General features: G+C 70.7%; 18 protein-coding genes. 3 read left to right on the top strand and 15 right to left on the bottom strand.

Annotated elements, in window-relative coordinates; all coding sequences use genetic code 11:
- Nucleotide 1: 1 nt before the first annotated feature.
- Both GOHSU_RS10575 and GOHSU_RS10580 read right to left on the bottom strand, forming a co-directional pair.
- Nucleotides 2-1,168 carry an acyl-CoA dehydrogenase family protein gene (locus GOHSU_RS10575; protein ID WP_005941033.1) on the bottom strand — a complete coding sequence of 389 codons (1,167 nt, stop codon included), beginning with the start codon at nucleotides 1,166-1,168 and terminating at the stop codon, nucleotides 2-4.
- Nucleotides 1,169-1,172: 4 nt separating this feature from the next.
- Nucleotides 1,173-2,705, bottom strand: a complete 1,533-nt coding sequence (locus GOHSU_RS10580) for a CoA-acylating methylmalonate-semialdehyde dehydrogenase (RefSeq protein ID WP_005941035.1) — start codon at nucleotides 2,703-2,705, stop codon at nucleotides 1,173-1,175.
- 106 nt (nucleotides 2,706-2,811) lie between these two features.
- Here GOHSU_RS10580 and GOHSU_RS10585 point away from each other — a divergent pair, with 106 nt between their 5' ends.
- Nucleotides 2,812-3,762 carry a LysR family transcriptional regulator gene (locus GOHSU_RS10585; RefSeq protein ID WP_005941038.1) on the top strand — a complete coding sequence of 317 codons (951 nt, stop codon included), beginning with the start codon at nucleotides 2,812-2,814 and terminating at the stop codon, nucleotides 3,760-3,762.
- Here the strand turns inward: GOHSU_RS10585 and lysS are convergent.
- Nucleotides 3,743-5,275, bottom strand: coding sequence for a lysine--tRNA ligase (gene lysS / locus GOHSU_RS10590; protein WP_005941041.1), 1,533 nt, complete (start codon nucleotides 5,273-5,275; stop codon nucleotides 3,743-3,745). The genes GOHSU_RS10585 and lysS overlap by 20 nt on opposite strands.
- A 39-nt stretch (nucleotides 5,276-5,314) precedes the next feature.
- Complete coding sequence (locus GOHSU_RS10595) at nucleotides 5,315-5,779, bottom strand: hypothetical protein (protein ID WP_005941044.1); 465 nt, start codon at nucleotides 5,777-5,779, stop codon at nucleotides 5,315-5,317.
- 379 nt (nucleotides 5,780-6,158) lie between these two features.
- Here GOHSU_RS10595 and GOHSU_RS10600 point away from each other — a divergent pair, with 379 nt between their 5' ends.
- Entirely contained in the window at nucleotides 6,159-6,770 is a 612-nt protein-coding gene (locus tag GOHSU_RS10600; RefSeq protein ID WP_005941047.1) for a CG0192 family protein, read from the top strand.
- 86 nt (nucleotides 6,771-6,856) lie between these two features.
- Nucleotides 6,857-8,551, top strand: a complete 1,695-nt coding sequence (locus GOHSU_RS10605) for a TIGR03767 family metallophosphoesterase (RefSeq protein ID WP_029759789.1) — start codon at nucleotides 6,857-6,859, stop codon at nucleotides 8,549-8,551.
- 4 nt (nucleotides 8,552-8,555) lie between these two features.
- Here GOHSU_RS10605 and GOHSU_RS10610 read toward each other — a convergent pair whose 3' ends face one another.
- The 11 genes from GOHSU_RS10610 to GOHSU_RS10660 all read right to left on the bottom strand — a co-directional run.
- Complete coding sequence (locus GOHSU_RS10610; protein WP_005941052.1) at nucleotides 8,556-8,984, bottom strand: MaoC/PaaZ C-terminal domain-containing protein; 429 nt, start codon at nucleotides 8,982-8,984, stop codon at nucleotides 8,556-8,558.
- The gene (locus tag GOHSU_RS10615) at nucleotides 8,981-9,778 is read right to left on the bottom strand and encodes a type III pantothenate kinase (RefSeq protein ID WP_005941055.1); all 798 of its coding nucleotides are present in this window, start codon (nucleotides 9,776-9,778) and stop codon (nucleotides 8,981-8,983) included. The genes GOHSU_RS10610 and GOHSU_RS10615 overlap by 4 nt, the downstream gene beginning before the upstream one ends.
- An 11-nt stretch (nucleotides 9,779-9,789) precedes the next feature.
- Entirely contained in the window at nucleotides 9,790-10,215 is a 426-nt protein-coding gene (panD, locus tag GOHSU_RS10620) for an aspartate 1-decarboxylase (RefSeq protein WP_005941059.1), read from the bottom strand.
- A 3-nt stretch (nucleotides 10,216-10,218) separates the two neighbouring features.
- On the bottom strand, nucleotides 10,219-11,184 hold the full coding sequence (gene panC, locus GOHSU_RS10625) for a pantoate--beta-alanine ligase (protein WP_005941062.1): 966 nt from the start codon (nucleotides 11,182-11,184) through the stop codon (nucleotides 10,219-10,221).
- Nucleotides 11,185-12,093 (bottom strand): Rossmann-like and DUF2520 domain-containing protein, encoded by a 909-nt coding sequence (locus GOHSU_RS10630; RefSeq protein ID WP_005941065.1) that lies wholly within the window; start codon nucleotides 12,091-12,093, stop codon nucleotides 11,185-11,187.
- Between the two features lie 116 nt (nucleotides 12,094-12,209).
- Nucleotides 12,210-15,962: an nSTAND1 domain-containing NTPase gene (locus GOHSU_RS10635; RefSeq protein ID WP_005941067.1), complete on the bottom strand. Its 3,753-nt coding sequence runs from the start codon at nucleotides 15,960-15,962 to the stop codon at nucleotides 12,210-12,212.
- A 237-nt stretch (nucleotides 15,963-16,199) separates the two neighbouring features.
- Entirely contained in the window at nucleotides 16,200-16,748 is a 549-nt protein-coding gene (locus GOHSU_RS10640; RefSeq protein ID WP_155821145.1) for a hypothetical protein, read from the bottom strand.
- Entirely contained in the window at nucleotides 16,745-17,122 is a 378-nt protein-coding gene (locus GOHSU_RS10645) for a hypothetical protein (protein ID WP_005941071.1), read from the bottom strand. The genes GOHSU_RS10640 and GOHSU_RS10645 overlap by 4 nt, the downstream gene beginning before the upstream one ends.
- A 65-nt stretch (nucleotides 17,123-17,187) precedes the next feature.
- Nucleotides 17,188-17,862 (bottom strand): MspA family porin, encoded by a 675-nt coding sequence (locus GOHSU_RS10650; protein ID WP_005941073.1) that lies wholly within the window; start codon nucleotides 17,860-17,862, stop codon nucleotides 17,188-17,190.
- 242 nt (nucleotides 17,863-18,104) lie between these two features.
- The gene (locus tag GOHSU_RS10655) at nucleotides 18,105-19,445 is read right to left on the bottom strand and encodes a DUF6779 domain-containing protein (RefSeq protein WP_005941075.1); all 1,341 of its coding nucleotides are present in this window, start codon (nucleotides 19,443-19,445) and stop codon (nucleotides 18,105-18,107) included.
- 70 nt (nucleotides 19,446-19,515) lie between these two features.
- Nucleotides 19,516-20,029: DUF3180 domain-containing protein (locus tag GOHSU_RS10660; RefSeq protein WP_005941077.1), on the bottom strand; the 514-nt coding region annotated here is incomplete at its 5' end.

A 20,029-nucleotide genomic window follows, 5' to 3' on the forward strand; every position in this document is an offset into this window, starting at 1 on the left:
GTCAGTTCACTCCTTTGGCGATCGCGCGGCCCAGCACCACGCGCATGATCTCGTTGGTTCCCTCCAGGATGCGGTGCACCCGCAGATCCCGGACGATCTTCTCGACCCCGTATTCGGTGAGGTACCCGTAGCCGCCGTGCAGTTGCAGTGCCTGATCGGCGACGGTGTAGCAGGTGTCGGTCACATAGCGTTTGGCCATCGCGCACTGTTCCACCTTGCCGGGGGCGTCGGCGTCCAGGGCGGCCGCGGCATGCCAGAGCATCAACCGGGAGGTCTGCAGACCGGTGGCCATATCGGCCAGGGTGAACCGGATGGTGGGCTCGTCGATCAGTGCTCCGCCGAAGGCCCGGCGCGAGGCCACGTAGTCGACGGCTTTGTCGTTGGCGGCCTGCGCCCCGCCCAGGGAGGCCGCGGCGATGTTCAGCCGCCCGCCGTTGAGCCCGTTCATGGCGATCCCGAAACCGATGCCCTCGGTGGCGCCGAGCAGATTGGCCGCCGGCACCCGGACCTCGTCGAAGATCACCTGCGCGGTGGGCTGGGCGTGCCAGCCCATCTTGCGTTCCTGCGCACCGAAACTCAGTCCGGCACTGCCCTTTTCGACCAGGAACGTGGAGATCCCCTTGGGTCCGGTGTCACCGGTGCGGGCCATCACCACGTACAGATCCGAGGCTCCGGCCCCGGAGATGAACTGTTTGACCCCGGTCAGCACGTACTCGTCGCCGTCGCGACGGGCCCGGGTGGTCAGCGCCGCCGCATCCGAGCCGGCCCCGGGTTCGGTGAGGCAGTAGGAGGCGACGGTCTCCATCGAGGCCAGCCGCGGCAGCCACTGGTGACGCTGCTCCTCGGTGCCGTAGGAGTCGACCATGGCCGCACACATGTTGTGGATGGACAGGAACGAGGCCACCGCCGGATCGGCGTAGGCCAGCTGCTCGAAGATCCGCACGCCGTCGAGCCTGCTCAGACCCGATCCGCCCGCATCCTCGCGGCAGTAGATCGCGCCCATCCCCAGTTCGGCGGCCTGGCGCAGTTCCTCGACCGGGAAGTGCTTGCTCTCGTCCCACTCCAGCGCGAACGGGGCGAGCTTCTTGGCCGCGAACTCGGCGGCCGCGGTCACCAGGATGCGGGCGTCCTCGTCGAGTCCACTCAGGTCTCCGGAAACGTCGGCCATCGGCTCAGTCCATCGTCGGGATGACGAACTCGGCGCCGTCCTTGATGCCCGACGGCCAGCGCGAGGTGACCGTCTTGGTCTTGGTATAGAACTCGATGGCCGCCGGACCGTGCTGGTTCAGGTCACCGAAGCCGGAGCGCTTCCAGCCGCCGAAGGTGTGGTAGGCCACCGGCACCGGGATCGGCACGTTCACGCCGACCATGCCGACCTGGACCCGGGAGGTGAAGTCGCGGGCCGCATCGCCGTCGCGGGTGAAGATCGCCACGCCGTTGCCGTACTCGTGCTCGTTCGGCAGCGCCAGCGCCTCCTCGTAGTCGTGGGCGCGCACGATGGTGACCACCGGGCCGAAGATCTCGTCGGTGTAGATCGACATGTCGGGGGTGACGTGATCGAACAGGGTCGGTCCGATGAAGTAGCCGCCGGACAGATCCTCGCCGTCGAAGCTCTCCTCGCTGGCGCCGCGGTCACGGCCGTCGACCACCAGCTCCGCGCCGGCCTCGACACCGGCGTCGATGTATCCGCGCACCCGGTCCAGGGCGGCCTGGGTGATCAGCGGCCCGTAGTCGGACTTCGGATCCAGCGAATGCCCGACGCGCAGCTCGCGCACCTTGGCCGCGAGCTTGTCACGCAGGGCGTTCGCGGTCTGCTCACCGACCGGCACCGCCACGCTGATGGCCATGCAGCGCTCGCCGGCGCTGCCGTAGCCGGCGCCCACCAGGGCGTCGACGGCCTGGTCCAGGTCGGCGTCGGGCAGGATGATCATGTGGTTCTTGGCGCCGCCGAAGCACTGCGAACGCTTCCCCTCCGCCGCGGCGGTGGCGTAGATGTACTGGGCGATATCCGAGCTGCCGACGAAGCCCAGGGCCTTGACCTCCGGATGCGTCAGCAAGGCGTCGACGGCCTCCTTATCGCCGTGGACCACCTGGAAGATGCCGTCGGGCAGACCGGCCTCGCTGAACAGCTCGGCCAGCCGGACCGGCACCGACGGGTCCCGCTCGGAGGGCTTGAGGATGAAGGCGTTGCCGGTGGCCAGCGCCGGGCCGGCCTTCCACAGCGGGATCATCGCCGGGAAGTTGAACGGGGTGATGCCGGCGACCACGCCCAGCGGCTGGCGCATGGAGTACACGTCGATTCCGCGGCCGGCACCCTCGGTGTAGGCACCCTTGAGCAGGTGCGGGATGCCGATGGAGAACTCGATCACCTCCAGACCGCGCTGGATGTCACCCTTCGCATCGGGCAGCGTCTTACCGTGCTCGAGCGACAGCAGCTCGGCCAGCTCGTCGACGTTCTGATTCACCAGATCGACGAAGCGCATCATCACCCGCGCCCGGGCCTGCGGGTTCATGGCCGCCCAGGCCGGCTGGGCCGCGGCGGCGATCTCCACCGCCTTGGCGACCTCGTCGGTGGTGGCCAGCGGGACCTGCGCGCGGACCTTTCCGGTGCTGGGGACGAAGACGTCGGCGGTACGACCGCCATCCTGTCCGTCGATGCTGTCGGTACGCTTACCGTCGATGAAGTGGGGAACGATCTGGCTCATGACGTTGAGCCTGTCAACTCCGCCGGGGTCCGGTCAACGACCAATGGCGCACCCCGCCGGTGCAGATCTGCACGGGCAGCCGGGATAACCGGCATATGATTGCACTGTGACCCGACCGCCCGCCGAGGCGCGCGATGTCCGCGCCGACGACCTCCGCTACCTCCTCGCCGTCGCCCGTACCGGCAGCCGCACCGTGGCCGCCGCCGATCTGGGGGTCGATGCCAGCACGGTGACCCGGCGGGTCCGGGCACTGGAGCAGGCCCTGGGGGTGCGGCTGGTGGAACAGGGCGCCCAGAGCTGGGAGCTGACCGAATCGGGCCGGCTGGTCGCAGCCACCGCCACCCCGATCGAGACCGCCGTCGAACACGCTCTGGACGTGGTGGCCGGCGCCGAAGAGGAGTCGCTGCGCGGCAATGTCCGGGTCAGTGCTCCCGATGCTTTCGGCGCCTACTTCGTGGCCCCGGCGCTGGTGCGGTTGCGCCAGCGGCATCCGCATCTGACGGTGGAACTGCTGACGGTGACCCGCCAGCTCAATCTGCACCAGTCCGGCTTCGATGTGGTGATCGCCGTGGGCAATCCGGCCAGCAGCCGCCTGGTCAGCGAGACCCTGACCGAATACACACTGGGCCTGTACGCCACCGAGGAGTACCTGGCCGAATACGGCGAATTGACCTCATTGGCCGATCTGAAACGGCATCCGCTGATCTGGTACGTCGACTCACTGCTGCAGGTCGGCGACCTGGATCTGGACAAGCATCTGCCGCAGAATCCGGCGAAGCTGATGTCGACCAGCGTCTTCGCCCAGGTGGAGGCGGTCAGCGCCGGCGGCGGCATCGGGTTGCTGCCGGCGTTCGTGGCCGGCCGTCACCCCCGGCTGCGCCGGCTGCTGCCCGATCAGGTGGACGTGCGCCTGCAGTTCTGCCTGGCCGCGCGCCGCGAGGGGCTGTCCAGCGCGGCGGTGCAGGCGATCCGCTCGGCCGTCCACGAGGAGTTGCGCGGGCGGATCGGGGAACTGCTCCCGGACGCCGCCGACGGACTCAGTCGACGCGAGGTTTGACCAGCGGGAAGAGCACCGTCTCGCGGATACCCAGACCGGTCAGCGCCATCAGCAGCCGGTCCAGACCCATGCCGGTGCCGGTGGTCGGCGGCATCGCGTACTCCATCGCGGTGAGGAACTCCTCGTCGAGCACCATCGCCTCATCGTCGCCGGCGGCCGCCAGACGTGCCTGGTCGACGAACCGCTCACGCTGGATGATCGGGTCGATCAGCTCGGAGTAGCCGGTGGCCAATTCGAAACCGCGAACGTACAGATCCCACTTCTCCACCACACCGGGGACGCTGCGATGCGCGCGCACCAGCGGGGAGGTCTCCACCGGGAAGTCGCGGACGAACACCGGCTGATCGATCTTCGCCCCGACCAGGTGCTCCCACAGTTCCTCGACCAGTTTGCCGTGCCCGTAGCCCTTGTCCTTGGGCACCTGCAGACCGACCTGGTCGGCGATCTCCAGCAGTTCCTCGACGGTGGTCACCTCCGGCACGATCTCGCGGCCGAGCGCCTCCGACAGCGACGGGTACATCTCGACGCTGAGCCACTCACCCCCCAGGTCGTAGGTCGACCCGTCGGGCATGGTCGGGGTCAGGGTGCCCAGCGCGCCCAGGGCGACGGCCTGGATCAGCTCGCGGGTCATGGTCGCCGAGTCGTTGTAGTCGCCGTAGGCCTGGTAGGTCTCCATCATCGCGAACTCGGGCGAATGCGTGGAGTCGGCGCCCTCGTTGCGGAAGTTGCGGTTCACCTCGAAGACCCGGTCGATGCCGCCGACCACGCACCGCTTGAGGAACAGTTCCGGCGCGATCCGCAGGTACAGATCCATATCGAAGGCGTTGGACCGGGTGACGAACGGCCGGGCGGCGGCGCCGCCGTGCAGGGTCTGCAGCATCGGCGTCTCGACCTCGAGGAAGCCGCGGTCGGTCATGAACTCGCGCAGCTTCGCCATCACCTTGACGCGCAGCCGGGCCATCTCGCGGGCCTCCGGGCGCACGATCAGGTCGACGTACCGCTGACGGACCCGCGCCTCCTCGCTCATCTCCTTGTGCGCCACCGGCAGCGGGCGCAGCGCCTTGGCGGCCATCTGCCAATCGTCGGCCATCACCGACAGCTCACCGGTGCGCGAACTGATCACCTGACCGTGGACGAAGACGATGTCGCCCAGGTCGACGTCGGCCTTCCACCGGGCCAGCGACTCCTCCCCGACCCCATTGAAACTGACCATCGCCTGCAGCTGGGTGCCGTCGCCCTCCTGCAGGGTGGCGAAGCACAGCTTGCCCTTGTTGCGCAGAAAGATGACGCGACCGGCCACCCCGGCGGTCACCCCGGTCTCGGTGCCGGCCTCCAGACCGTCGTACTGTTCGCGCAGCTCGGCCAGGGTGTGCGTGCGCCCGACGCCGACCGGGTACGCCTCGCGGCCCTCGTCGAGGATCCGGGCCCGCTTCTCGCGGCGGATTCGCAGCTGCTCGGGAGTCTGGTCGTCGGTCTCGGGGTCCCCGGCGGGCGGGTGCTGGCGGTCGCTCACGAGGTATCACAGTAGGCGCGCCGCAGGCCAGACCGCCAATCAGAGGAAGAAAGTGTGCGCATCGGAGGTCTCGGCCGGGGCGATCCGGGCGGCCCGCAGCGCACGGTGACCCCCCAGCAGAAAACGCGTCCCGCGCACGCCGCGCGCCTGCAGATGCCAGGCGACCCATTCGGCGTCGTACCCGTCCTCGGTGACGATCAGCCACCGGGCCGTCGTCGACGCCGAGCGCAGGGCCGCCGGACCGTGCGGGGTCAGGGCGGTCAGAGCCTCGTCCAGGGGCAGGGCCAGCGCGCCCAGCAGGGCGCCGTGCGCATGCCGGGACGCCCGGTCGCGCAGATCCACCACGACGGCCCCGGCCGCGACGGCGGCGGTGAATCCGCCGGGCTGGACCGACAGCGGAGCGCCGGCAGAGGGCACGGAGACGACCGGCGTCGCCGGCAGGATCGCCGGTGCGGGTGCGGCGGCAGGAAGGGTACGGGAGGGGAACTCGAGGGTGAGCGTCATCGGAAGAACAGTCCTGTGGTGATCGGAGTACGGCGGAAGTGGCGGGCGAGGACAGGGAACACCGGAAGGCGCTCGACCTGGGTCAGCGGCGACAACACTCCAGACAGCTCATGATCACGAGGCCCAGTCTGCCAGCCCCGACGGATCCGGCCAAGAGTTTTGTGCACGGGTGCGATTAATCGCCTGTCCACCCCGGACAGCGACGACGCCCCGACCCCGATGCGCCCGCCGGCCGCCGCTGTGCGCCCGAGAGCGCCCCTTCCCGGCGCGATCGCACTAGCCTGAGCATCACGTCTCGACCACCGAACTTTTCGACCCCGAACTTTTCGACCCCGAACGTTTCGACCCCGAACGTTTCGACCACTGCAGGAGGAAGATCATGAGCGGTGTGGCAGTGATCTACGACGCCGAACTCAGTCCGACCAAGGAGGAGATCGCGGCCCGGCACGCGGGGATCGGCGCGCTGCACGGGTCTTACCGCCTGGTCGATCCGGACGGGGTGGTCGGGATCGAAGTACTCGTGGGCCCCGACGCCCAGGGCCGTACCGCGCAGTTCCCGGTGACCTATCGTCCGGCCGAGGTCGATCCCGCGCACACCCTCACCCGCATGGACCACAGCGTGCTCGGCGAACGCTGGGTGACCGCTGCGCTGGGCGATCCGGTGGCGGTGACGCAGTTGCTGCGCACCATCGTCGAAGGCGATGACGGGGCGCGGCGCTCCGACGGCGTACCGGCCGTCCTGGAGCTGCGCGGCACCGGTGCCGAACAGGACTGCCCGGTCACCGACGTCGCACTCGCCCAGGTCAGCGCCGACCGGGTCCGCGGCACCGCCGCCCTCGGCGGGCAGGTCCGCTCCTTCGAGCTGGTGCTGCCGCAGATCGTGCGTGAGCTGTCCGGCGACGCCGACGAGACCGTCCTGCGCCTGCTGGGCCGGGCACCCGGAAGCCCGGAGCATCCGCAGGTCCTTGCCGAGCTGATCCTGCCCGGCTGAGACCGCCGAATCGGGCAGCAGCCAATTCTTCCCGGCGATGCCCGGCAGCGGCTCCCCGTTCATTGTGCGGCGGCTACTGTGAGGCCATGCCGGACTCCGTTCCTCGTCGCAGCCGCTCCGAAATCTCTCGCCGCACCTTCCTGGCCGCCGCAGGTATGGCCGCCGGAACGGTCGCTGCGGCCGGCGCCGGCGGACTGGTGTCCGCGCAGCCGGGCGCGTTGGCCGGGGCGAACACCGCCGGCACCACCCTGGCCCGGGTCGCGGTGCCGGGCCGGGCCCGCAAGGGCGGCTACCGCAAACTCACCGAGGGCCCGGGGTGGCCGCTGTTCGTGCGTCAGGAGCTGGCGCCGGCGCGGACCGGCCGCGACGATCGCCGCACCGCGCTGGCCTGCTTCGTGCAGACCACCGACATCCACATCACCGATGTGCAGAGTCCGGCCCGCTTCGAGTACGTCCATCCGATCCAGGGTCCGGCGTACCGGCCGCAGGAGGCCCTGGGCACACAGGGTGCGGTGGCACTGATCAACCGCATCAACCAGGTCGGGGCCGGACCGTTCACCGGGCGCCGGTTCGACGCGGTGGTGAGCACCGGCGATAACACCGACAACCACGAGCACATCGAACTCGACTGGTTCCTGAACCTGATGTCCGGCGGCGATATCACCCCGAACACGGGGGCGAAGGACCGCTTCGAGGGTGTGCAGGCGCTCGGCTCGCAGCTGTACTACCGGCCGGAGCTGCCGTCCGGCGACATCTACAAGGAGCGCGGCTTCGTGCAGATCCCGGGACTGCTGCGTGCGGCGATGCGCACCCACCGCAGCCCGGGCCTGAACATGCCGTGGTATTCGGTGTTCGGCAACCACGACGACCAGTTCCTGGGCACCGTCCCCAACGGGGTCCTGGACTGGATGTACCTCTCGGGCACCAAATTCGATCTGCCCGGCACCGATCCGGCCGTCGCCCAGATCGCCGGGGCGCTGCGCACCAATCCGGCGGCGCTGGGACCGTTGCTGAACACGTTGGCGATCACCGGCCCCTCGTTCGCGGTCACCCCCGACGAGCGTCGTCGTCCCTTCACCCCACAGCAATACGTCCGCGCCCACTTCGCGCCGTCGGCCACGGGCGCCGGTCCGGTGGGCCACGGTTTCTCCGCACCCGACGGGCCCACCTGGTACACCTTCCAGCTCGCCCCGGGGGTGCGCGGGATCGCGATGAACACCACCAACAGCCTGGGTATCGCCGACGGCTCGATGGGTGAGAAGCAGCTGCGCTGGATCGACCGTCAGCTCACGCGTTTCCGGGACGAACTGGTGCTGGTGTTCAGCCACCACACCTCGGCCACGATGACCGCCAAGCTGCCCAATCCGGAGACGCCGGGTGAGCGCCAGTATCTGGGCGCCGATCTGGTCGCCATGCTCAAACGGCATCGGAATCTGATCGCCTGGGTCAACGGCCACACTCACAAGAACGAGATGATCGCGCACCGCAGCACCAACGCCAAGCACAGTTTCTGGGAGATCAACACTGCCAGCCACATCGACTTCCCGCAGTTGGCCCGGATCATCGAGATCACCGACAACCGGGACGGCACGCTGAGTATCTTCACCCCGCTCATCGAGGCCGACAGCCCGTACACTGCCGACGAGGACGATCTCTCGCCCGCCGGGCTGGCCAGCCTGTACCGCGAGCTGAGCTACAACGATCTGCACTTCCAGGACGATCTGCTCGGCCGGCCCGCCGACCGCAACTGCGAGTTGCTGCTGGCCCACCCGCACCGCTGAGCGGTCAGGCGGCCACGACGACGATGCAGCGCGCCGACAGCACCGTGCGGTCGGCGACGGTCATCTCGATGTCCAGGGTCACATCGCCGCGGCCGCGGTCGCGGTCCAGGGTGATCTGGGCGATGCGGGCCAGGCCCGAGAGCACCTCGCCGGGGCGGACCGGACGGGCGAACTGCACCTGGTCCAGGGTGCGCCCGGCGATCGTCTTCCACTGCGCGTACACGCTTTCCACGCACAGCCGCTGCATGATCCCCAGGGTCTGGATGCCGCTGGCGATCAATCCGCCGTAGGGGCTGTGCGTCGCGGCTTCGGGGTCGGTGTGAAAGTACTGCGGATCCCACTGCCGGGCGAAGGCGACGATGTCGTCGCCGGTCAGCGCGTACTCCCCGAGCCGGTAGACGGCACCGACCTGCAGATCGCCGGCGCCGATCATCGCCGTGCCTGCCGGGAGCGCTCGTACACCCGGCGCAGCCCGTCCAGGCTCAGATGCGGGACGTGTTCGGTGAGGGTGTCGCATTCGTCGAACATCAGCGGCGCCAGATAGCCGGTGGCGATCACGGCGACATCGGGGGTATCGAATCCGGGCACCTGCGCGGTGATCCGGTCGACCAACGCGTCGACCTGTCCGGCGAAGCCGAACAGGATGCCCGACTGCAGGGCCTCGACAGTGTTCTTCCCGATCACACTGCGGGGTCGCCGCAATTCCACCTTGCGGACGGTGACGGTGTGTTCGCTGAGCGCCTCGACGGCCAGGTTCACGCCGGGGGCGATCGCGCCGCCGAGGAACTCGCCGGCGGCCGAGACGGCGTCGACCACGGTGGCGGTGCCGAAGGCCACGACGATGCACGGGCGGCCCGGATGGGTGGCCGCCGCCGCCATCGCATTGGCGACGCGGTCGGTGCCGACCTCCTTGGGGTTGTCCACCAGCAGCGGCAGGCCGGTGCGCACGCCGGGTTCGAGCAGCACGTGCGGTCCGGCGCCGAAGTAGCGGGGCAGCATCGCGCGGATCTCGCGCAGCAGGGACGGGACGGTGGAGAGGGCGGCCACCGCCGTCACGCGCTCGATATCGTCGCCGAGCAGACCGCGCAGGGTGAGGGCGAGCTCATCGGCGGTCAGGTGCGGCTGGGTGTGAATGCGCCAGTCCCGCACCAAGGAGGCGTGATCGCCGAAACCCGCGAACACCCCGATGTGGATGTTCGTGTTTCCGACGTCGACCGTGAGGAGCATCGGTGCGGCGGTCAGGCCAGGGCGTCGGCCAGCCGGCGCGGATCCTTCAGACCCGAATCGGCGGGCACATCGGCCGGATCGTCGCTGAGGGTGACCGGCCGGTTGCTCTCGTCGACGAAGACCACCTGCGGGGCGTAGTCACGCACCTCCTGCTCGTTGAGGATGCCGTAGGCGATGATGATCACCAGGTCGCCGGGGTGCACCAGATGGGCCGCGGCACCGTTGATCCCGATGACGCCGCTACCGCGTTCGCCTTCGATCACGTAGGTCTCCAGGCGGTTGCCGTTGTCGATGTCGACGATCGCGACCTGCTCGCCTTCGATCAGGCCGGCGGCATCGAGCAGATCGGCGTCGATGGTGACCGAGCCGACGTAGTGCAGGTCGGCCTGCGTCACCGTGGCGCGGTGGATCTTGGACTTCATCATGGTGCGGAACATTGCTTATCCCTCATCTGTTTGCGGGTCGGTGCCCTGACTGAAGAACTCTTCTGCGGCGTCATCGTCGTAGGTGCGGTGCACACCGCCCAGGTCCAGGCCGACGTTGTCGATCAGGCGTGTCTCGCCCAGGCGGGCGGCCACCAGCAGGCGGCCGTCGCCGGTCTCGGGCGCCGGTGCCAGGTGCCGGTCGCGCACCTCCAGGTAGTCCACCTCGATCTGCGGTGCGGTGTCCAGGACGGCGCGTGCGGCCGCCACCACCGCCTGCGGTCCGCCCTCGGCGGCGTGGGCGCCGGCCAACAGTGCCGCCGACAGGGTGGTGGCCGCTTCGCGCTGTTGCGGCGACAGGTACCGGTTGCGGGAACTCAGGGCCAGCCCGTCGGCCTCGCGGACGGTCGGCACCCCCACGACGTCGACGTCCATGTTCAGGTCGGTGACCATCTGCCGGATCAGCACCAGCTGCTGGTAGTCCTTCTCGCCGAAGTAGGCGGCGTTCGGGGCGGTGATGTTGAGCAGCTTGTTCACCACGGTGAGCATGCCGGAGAAGTGAGTGGGCCGGGCGGCGGCCTCCAGGTCGCGGCCGGCTTCCCCCGGGTGGATGGAGGTGCGCGGCCCGGTGGGGTACATCTGGGCGACGGTGGGCGCGAAGACCAGCGGCACGCCCAGGGCGGCCAGTTCGGCGACGTCCGCATCGAAGGTGCGCGGATAGGCGTCGAGGTCTTCCCCGGCCCCGAACTGCAGCGGGTTGACGAAGATCGACACGATCACCACGGTGTTGCCGGGTTCGGCGGCGGTGCGCACCAGTTCCAGGTGCCCCTCGTGCAGGGCGCCCATCGTGGGCACCAGCGCGACCCGCTTGCCGGTGGCGCGCAGTGCCTTGCTGACCCGGTGCAGTGCGGCCGGGTCGCGGTGCACGGTCAGCGCACCGGGGGTGTACGGGGCCTCTGCGGCGTCGATGACGGTCGCGGTCACTCAACTCACCTCTATCGTGTCGCGGAATCGTGCGGGAGCGTTCGATTGGGTGGCCGCGCGGGCGGCCAGGGTCCGGTAGCCGCGCACCACACCCGGATCGTGGAGTGCGGCCAGCGCGCTGAGGTGACGCTGCACGGTCGGCAGATCCCGGCGTGCCACCGGACCGGTGAGCGCCGCCGGGCCCAGCGCGAGCACGTTCTCCAGGCTGGCCCGCACCAGCGGACCCAGGATCTGCTCCCCCAGCCCGGTGGCGCCGCCGTCGACGGTCGCCCGGTCGGCCGCCCCGTCGGCGCCGTCGATGGCGGTCTGCAGGGCGGTGACGGCATCGGTGATCAGCGCGATCAGATTGTTGGCACCGTGCGCCAGGGCCGCGTGATAGAGGGTGCGCTGGTCCTCGGCGATCCGCACCGGGGTCCCGCCCAGCTCCAGCACCAGTGCGGCCGCGACGGCCTCGCCGACCTCGTCGGCGGCGGTGATCCCGAAGCACGATTCGGTCAGACGCGGCAGATCCTCGGCGCTGCCGACGAAGGTCATCGCCGGATGGATCGCCAGTGCCAGGGCACCGGCGCGGGTCAGCGGAGCCAGGATCTGGACGCCGTGGGCACCGGCGGTGTGGGCGACGATCTGGCCCGGACGCACCAGCGGCGCCAGCTGGTCGGCGACGGCGGCCAGTTCGGTGTCCGGGACGGCCAGCACGATCAGCTCGGCGGCGGCGACGACGTCGGGAACGGTGCCCGGCCGGGCGAAGGGCAGGCGGTGCGCAGCGCGCTCCTGGGCGGCGGCGGAGGGGGCGTGCACGGCGACCACGTCGTGCCGCGCGGCGGCCAAAGCCTCGCCGAGCGCCGTGCCCACGCGACCGGCCGACACGATGCCGACCTTCAGTCGCGGGGCTGTGGTGGGTGCATTCACCGTCGTCCTCCATGTTCGTTCCAGTCCCGACTCGGGCCGGGTACCAGACGTCCACCCGCAACAATAGGTCCGCGCACCGGCCCCCGCTACCCCTGAAAGACCGGGTGTGATCGGCTTCACCGCACGCCGAAGCGGGTCTTCTGCTCGGCGGTCAGCGGCCGGGAGGACGCGTCGATCCGGCCGTCGGCGTAGGCCGGATCCAGGATGACCACGGCCAACGATCCGTTGTCGCCGCTGATCACCGCGGCCTCGCCGTCACCGGTGAGGGTCCCGAACCAGCGCCCGGCCGCGGCGGGACCGATCGGCTCGCCCCACAACCGCGGATCGGCCGGGTCGGCGGTGTTCCAGACCGCCAGCGTCTGGCCGTCGCCGACCGAGATCAGGCGGGTGCCGTCGTCGGCGAACGAGAGCGAGCGCACCGTGCCGCCGCGGGGCTGGGTGCGGGTGGCCAGCGGTTCGGGCCGCCCGCCGGCGATCCGCCACAGCGACAGCAGACCGCCCTCGCCGCCGGCGGCGACGATATCGCCGGCCCAGGCCAGGGCGTTGATCCCGGCAGCCGGTTCGGTGGTCGCGGTGCCCAGGCGCCGCGCCCCCGACGACGGGTCCACCGCCCAGATCACCAGCTGCCCGTCGGCACCGCCGGTCACCACACGGCGACCGTCCGGCGACCAGGCCGCCGCCGTCGCCCAGCTGCCGGGATCACCGTGGATCAGCGGCGGCCCGATCGGCCGGGCCTCTCCCGACGGGGCGACCCGCCACAGCTGGAAGGAATCGTCACGGGCACCGGTCAGCAGCAGGCTCCCGGTGGGCGCGAAGACGGCCCGCTGCTGGTCCAGGGTGTCCACGGTCAGTTCGACGGCCTTGCCGAAGCGCCCCTCCGTCACCGGCCACACCTGCACGGTGTTAGCGGCGGTGGCCGCGGCCACCAGACCGCCGTCGGCCGATAGGGACACCTGGTCGATGCGGGCGTTCCCGGCGGTGTGGGTGTCGGCCAGCAGCCGTGGCCGGGTGCGATCGGCCAGATCCCACAGCAGCACCGTGCCCCCCGAACCGGCGGTCACCATGGTGCGGCCGACCACCGCCGGAGCGATCACCCGCCCGGTGTGCCCGGGCAGGACGGTGCCCGGCAGATCCCAGAGCAGGATCCGCCCGTCGGCACCGGAGGTGGCCACGCGCCGTCCGTCGGGGGCGAAGGCCACCGAGAACAGCGAACTGCCCGCACCGTCGAGCGTGCCGCCCAGTTGCACCGGCACCTGCGGCTGCGCGACGCTCCACACCCGGGCGGTGCCGTCCAGGGATGCGGTGACCAGTTCGCGGCCGTCCGGGGCGAAGGCCACCGACCAGACCGGTGCGGTGTGCGCGGTGATCGGGATGCCGATCCGGGCGGGCCGGGCCGGATCGCGCACATCCCACAGCTGCACCGAGGTGTCATCGGAGCCGGTGGCCAGGATCTGTCCGTCCGGCCGGAAGTCCAGGGCGTGCACGGTGTCCCGGTAGCCGTCGATCACCCCGCGCGGGGTGTAGGCCTCGGCGTCCCACAGGCGGGCGGTGCGGTCGGCTCCGCCGCTGGCGATCAGGCTGCCGTCCGGACTCCAGGCCACCGCACGCACGTCTTGACCGTGGCCGGTCAGCTGTGCCAGTTCCCGCCCGCTCGCGGTGTCCCACACCCGGACGGTGCCGTCCATCCCCGCGGTCGCCAGGCGGCGGCCGTCCGGCGCCCAGGCGGCGTACACCACCCGGCCGTCGTGGCCGCGCAGCGTGGTCGGGGTGCGATCCGAGCCGGGCTGCGGCCAGATCCGGGCGGTGCCGTCGTCGGAGGTGGTGGCCAGTGCGGCCCCGTCGGGGGACCAGAAGACGCCGGTGACGAAGCTCGAATGTCCGGACAGGACCTGGGGTCGGGCGTCGGGGCGGTCGAGCTGCCAGATCCGGGCCGCACCGTCGGAGCCGGTCCCGGCCACCCGGCTGCCGTCGGGGCTGATGTCGACGGTGTACACCGCTCCGCCGCCGGTCTGCACGCTCACCGCCAGCGGCAGATTCCCGGTGGCCACGAGCCGGGACTGGTTGACCGCCGACGGATCCTGCTGCATGACCAGTTGGGTGAGCCGGGCCGCGGCGGTGGGGTCGGAGGCCCGCAGCCGGTCGGCTTCGGCCAGCAGCCGGCTGAGTTCGGCGGTCGTGCGCTGGTGCACCGCCTCGGTGCGCGACTGGTAGGCGATCACGCTCAGCAGCAGCCCCACCACGGTCGCCAGGGCCAGTGCTCCGACGCCGATCCGGCGGCGACGGGCGGCCCGGAACTCACCCCGGTCCGCGGCGGCGACGAAGGCGGTGGCCTCGGCGGAGACTTCACCGGTCGAGGCGGCCTGGCGGGCGCGCTGCAGACTCGCCCCCCGCATCAGCAGGCTGCGGTCGCGGTCGGCGTCGGCCCAGGCCTCGGCCGCTGCCTCCAGTTGCTGTCGGGCCAGCAGATCGGCGCGGTTCTCCTCGATCCAGTCGCGCAGCCGCCGCCAGGCGCGCATGAGGATCTCGTGGGTGAACGAGATCCGGTCCTCGCCGTCGATCATCAGCAGCCGGGCGTTCAGCAGCGCGTCCAGGGCGCTCTCGCGGGCCGCCCGCTGCGCCTGATCGCCGTGCAGCAGGTCGGCCCGGGTGCGCAGCATGCGGGTCCGGCGACCCGTCTCGTCCACGTGCACCAGGCGCAGCAGCAGTCGTTTGGCCTCGCGCTGGACCGCACCGGTCATCCCCGACCAGAGCTGTTCGGCGGTCTCGTCCAGCGCCCCGAACACACCCCCGGCACCGTCCAGGGCCGCCAGGGTCAACCGGTTGCCGGTGCGATGGCCCCACAGTGTCGCCAGCGCATGATTGAGCAGCGGCAAGGCACCGGCGTCGTAGTCCTCCAGGTGCGGGCCGCCGAACTCGGCCAGTATCCGCTCCTCCAGGCCCGGATCCAGGCGCACCCCGACACTCTGGGCGGGCCGGGTGATCACCTCGCCGAGTTCCTCCCGAGTCATCGGTCCCAGCAGATAGGTGCGCTCGTTCATCGCCTCGAGCAGCTGCGGATAGGTCACCCACTCGGCCAGGAAGTCTGCGCGCAGACCCAGCAGCACCACGGTCGGGTGGGCGCCGCCGGGGGTGGTGCCGTCGGGGGTGACGGCGTCAGGTGCGGTGCGGTCGGCCAGGTCCGCCAGGAACGACGTCGTCTGCGTCCGGTCGGCGACGGTGAACAACTCCTCGGCCTGGTCGATCACGATCAGCGTCGGCCCGTCCGGATGTTCGGCTCCCTCGCGCGCCAGCGCCTGTGCCAGTTCCCGCTGCGGGGCAGTGCCCGGGGTCACCGCGACCACCCGCACTCCGCGCGCCCGCATCTGCGGGCAGACCCCGGCAGCCAGCAGGGACGACTTCCCCGATCCGGAGACACCGACCAGTGCCACCAGACCCCCGCCTGCGGCGAATGCATCGTCGACCAGGGCCGTGACCGCGGCGATCTGCCGGTCGCGGCCGAAGAAGCGGTCGGCAGCGTCGGGGCCGTAGGCCGCCAACCCCGGATACGGGGAGGCGATCTCGCGCTCGGCGGCGTCGAGCCGTTCCTGTCGCCACAACGCCTCCCATTGCTCCATGCGGCCGGGAACGTCGCCCAGATCGCCACGGGCCCGGGCCCGATCGAGCAGTTCGGCGACGGTCAGCAGCAGCACGCCGTCGAATTCGCGGGGCAGGTGGCGGCCGTTGCGCCAGTCGCTGAGCCGGGCCAGGAAACTGCGGGGCACCGTGATGCCGGCGGCGTGCCCGCGCTCGGCGACCGCCTCGGCAACCTTCTTCAGCGTCGGATCGCCGGCAGCGGACCACAGCCCCCGCAGCTCCGTTGAGAAGGTCATCGTCCGCCTGCCGCCCCGGCGGCCCCGCCCCGGCGGCGGGGCCCGCACTCGCGTCAGGATAGGAACGACGCCGCCGACCGGTCACGCCCGGCAGCAGGATTGAGGCAGACCTCACATCGGCGGAACGCTGCCCGGACCACCGCCGGCGGGGGTGATCGCAGGCGGTGCGAGGCAGATCGTGAGACGCCGGCGGGTGGACGCCCCGCCCCGACCGCGGGGCGCCCACCGACCGGCGGCTCAGCGCGGAGTCTGCAGCAGCGCCGGAATCTGCTCGGGCGCGCGCGCCGGATCGCGCCCGAGCGCCTCGACCAGCACGATGTCGCCGGGCAGGCCCCAATCGGCCCGGCCGGTCCGGCGGGCCTCGATGCCCGCGCGGTAGCCGTGCATCACCGCCCGGTCCACCACCCCCAGGTCCAGCGCATAGCCCGATCCGCCCGCGGTGTAGTCGAGGAGCGCGTTGACCACCACCAGCAGCCCCGAGGTGACCACATCCCGGGGCCGGTCCGGGTTGTGCAGATCCACCAGCCCGACCGTTTCCAGGGGCCGGTCCAGGTTGCTCCCGCGCACACCGCCGACGATGTGCAGCACCTCGGCGACGCTGCGTCCGCTGAAGGCGTCGAGCTGAAGTCGGCCCGCAGCTGCGGAGACCGAGGCCGCGGCGGTGGGGTCGGAGGCCGGCCGCGGTGAAGCCGCCACCGCCCACACCCAGGCCCCGATCACCACCAGCAGCAGTGCCACCCGGATCGCTATGCGACGACCCGCCGCCTCGTCTCCGGTCGTACTCATCGGCACGCCCCGTCACCGACCGGGCGGCGGTCGCACTCGGTCACCGTCTGGCCGCAGGCTGCGGCGGCACCGCTCCGGTGGACCTGCTCGACCTGCGTGAGCGGCGCTGGGGTGAGCAGCAGCGTGTTGACCATCCCCAGACCCGACCCGACGGTCAGGATCATGAGCACGGCCACCATCACCCATCCGCGCCCGTTCGACGCCTCTCCGCCTCTGTCCAGCCGCACCACGATCAGCGCGATCAACACGATCCCGCCCAGGAACAGGAACGGCACGACGACCAGCACCAGCGCCAGCAAGCTGGCTGCCACGACGGCGGCGAGGACACCCGCGGCAGCGGCGAATCGCCCACCCGCCGGCTGCTGCCGTGTCATGTCGTTCCTCTCGTAGCTCTCTGGCACTCTGCGGCCAGAGGAATCACCCGTGCCGTACGGGGCGATCAGATCCGCGTGGTGGCCCCGTAGGCGTAGTAGACGTACACGCCGGACTCGGAGCTGACCGAGATCTTGGCGAACGGCCGCACCGAGATCGGGCCGAGCGCATTGGTGACGTTCAGGTTCACACCCGACAGCACGATGTCGGCGACGGGTTTGGTCAGGGCGATCTCGGCGAGGGTGACGGTCGTGATCTTGCCGGCGCCGACCTCGAATTCCAGATCGGCCGACGGAATCACCGTCGCCTCGGCGCCCAGCGAGGCACCGACCTCACCGACCTCTCCGCCACCGCCGGTGCCGGAGATATTGGCCTCGGGCTTGAACTTGGCGTTCACCCCGCTGGTCAGTTTCAGTTCCGGCGTATGCGCGGTGATCTTCACCCCGGTCGGCGCCACCGAGACGGGGTAGCCCACCTGGTACCCCAGCTCCAGCGTCGCCCGGACCTTCTTGTCACCGATGTTCTTCACCGCTGCGTGCACGTTCGACGACACCAGCGCCTCACCGGAGGTGAGCGAGGAGTCCAGCGGTGCGATCTTGCGGACGGACTGCTGCGCCGCGGTCAGCTCGATCGCCAGCCCTTCCCGGGTCTGATGCACAGCGGCCTGGGCCGGCCCCGCGAACAGGCCAGACAGCGACAGCACGCCGACGACGGCGGCCAGAACAGTGAAACGGCGCTTCATAACGAGCTCCTCAAATCGAATAAACCATGTCTTCCGGCACTTCGCAGCGCCGTTCAACACGCTAGGAGGATCCCCGCAACCACTCGGCCATGTTTTCGGCATACCTGCAGGTCAACGCGATAACAAAAATTCCGGTCCGGAATTTTCCGGCCCACGAACTGGGAAAACAGGTGGCGAAACGCGCCGGGGACCGAACGTGTGACGTTCGGTCCCCGGGTGGCTGCGGCCGATGGGCCGGACGGTCAGTCGCGGCGGCGACGACCCGAACTCTGGCCGGCGCTACGCCGGAGCCGATCAAGAAGTTCCGACGCCGGCTGCCCCTCGCTGTGGGCACCGTCGTCGGCGGCACGCCGCCCGCGCTGAGGCATCGGCGGCACCTCCGGCACAGGCGGTACCGGCGACTGCTCGCCGCGGCCGTCGGCGAAACCAGGTACCGGATAGCCGTCGCCGTAGGAGCCGTGCTCATAGCTCGGTGGGGCATAGTCGGCCGCCGATGCCGCCTCCGGATGCGGCGCCGATCCGTACTGGGGTGATCCGTACTGGCTTTCGCCGTAGGCGGCTGCCCCGTACCGGGGGTCACCGTATCCGGTGTGGCTCCCGTAACCGGACTGTTCGCCGTAGTTGGACTGTTCACCGTAGTCGGACTGTTCACCGTAGTCGGACTGTTCACCATGGCCCGACTGCTCCCGGTACCCGGAGGCTGCGTAACCGGCCCCGGCGTAGGCGCTACTGCTGTAGTCGGGGCTGCTGTAGTCGGCTTCGGCGACCTCGGTGTACTCCGCGTCGACGTACTGCTCCCCGGTGTACTCCTCCTCGGCGTACACCTGCTCGTCGTCGTGGGTCTCGTCGGTGACCACCGGAATGATCTCGGTCATCTCGACGTCCCCGGCGCCGACCTCCGTCTCGGCGACGACCTCGGGGCCCGGACCGTGGCGGCCGGGGTCGGCCGGCGGCGCCGTGGTCTCGAAGTCGAGGTCGGCGGCCACACGGTCGTCGGCGGCCGGAACGTAGCTGGCGCCGCTCAAACCCGCGCCGAGTTCGCGGCGTCGTTCCGGACGCAAGGCCAGCGGCACATCCGGCAGTGGGTTGCCCAGCAGCTGTTCCAGGCTGGCGCGCAGTGCGAGCACCTGCGCTTTGAGGGCCTCGAACTCCTCGTTGGTCTCCTCGGCCAGTTCGTGACGGATCGCCGTCTCCACCTCGGACTCGTACTGGCGGCGCGCGGCGATCTCGCGTTCGAGCTGCAGCTCGTACACCAGGCGCAGATCGCGGCTGCGGTGCTCGGCGATATCGGCCTGGCGCCGGTACTTGGTCACCAGCACCGCACCGATCACCGCGGCCCACAGGGCGGCGATCACGGCCAGAGATGCGGCCATCGAGATGTCGTCGCGCAGCACCATGATCAGGCTGGCGACCAGGGCCAGCACGATGAACAGTCCGATCAGCCACTGTGCGGGCGAACCGGTCGAAGCCTGGGCCGGCGCGGTCTGCTCCCCGGTCTGCGGATCCTGCGCGCCGGTGGACGGCGCGGTGGTGCGACGCGGCGGTCGACGGGTGGGCCGGCTGGCGCGATCGGGGCGGGTCATGGCCGCCAATTTACCTGGCGGTGACTCCTCGGCCGGGCAGCGGTCACCGGAGAGTCGGTATGACCGCCGGTCAGGCCGGGTCCGCCGACGCGGTCGCGTCGGCTTCGGGGTCGTCGGGCGCACGGCAGCAGTGCTCCAGCCACAGTGCCGCCGCAACCAGCAGGATTCCGCCGATCGCCCCGATCACGGCGGCCGGGGTGTCGGAGACCGCCACGTCCAGGCGGCGGTTGCCCAGCAGGAAGATCAGCAGACCGGCCCAGCCGCCTGCGGCGATCGCCCCCAGCAGCGCCGAGGCCTTGGCCAGCGCCACCGACCGGGCCACGTTGATCGGGTGCAGTTGCCCCGGGCCCGGACCCACTTTCCCGGCACTCACGCGGGCGCGCACCAGGAAGGCGATCACCACCAGCAGGACCGCGAGGACGTACAGCATCACACCGGCGATCCACGGCAGCGTCGGGAATTTGCCGTAGTGGTAGCGCGCCAGCACGAACATCAGGGCGCCGGCGACCACGGCGACCGCGAGCATGTCGCGCAGGCGGGTCGGGCCGAGCCGGTGCTCGTCGTCGGGATCCGGAGGGGTCCGC

This window comes from Gordonia hirsuta DSM 44140 = NBRC 16056 (assembly GCF_000333015.1).
GTDB lineage: Bacteria > Actinomycetota > Actinomycetes > Mycobacteriales > Mycobacteriaceae > Gordonia > Gordonia hirsuta.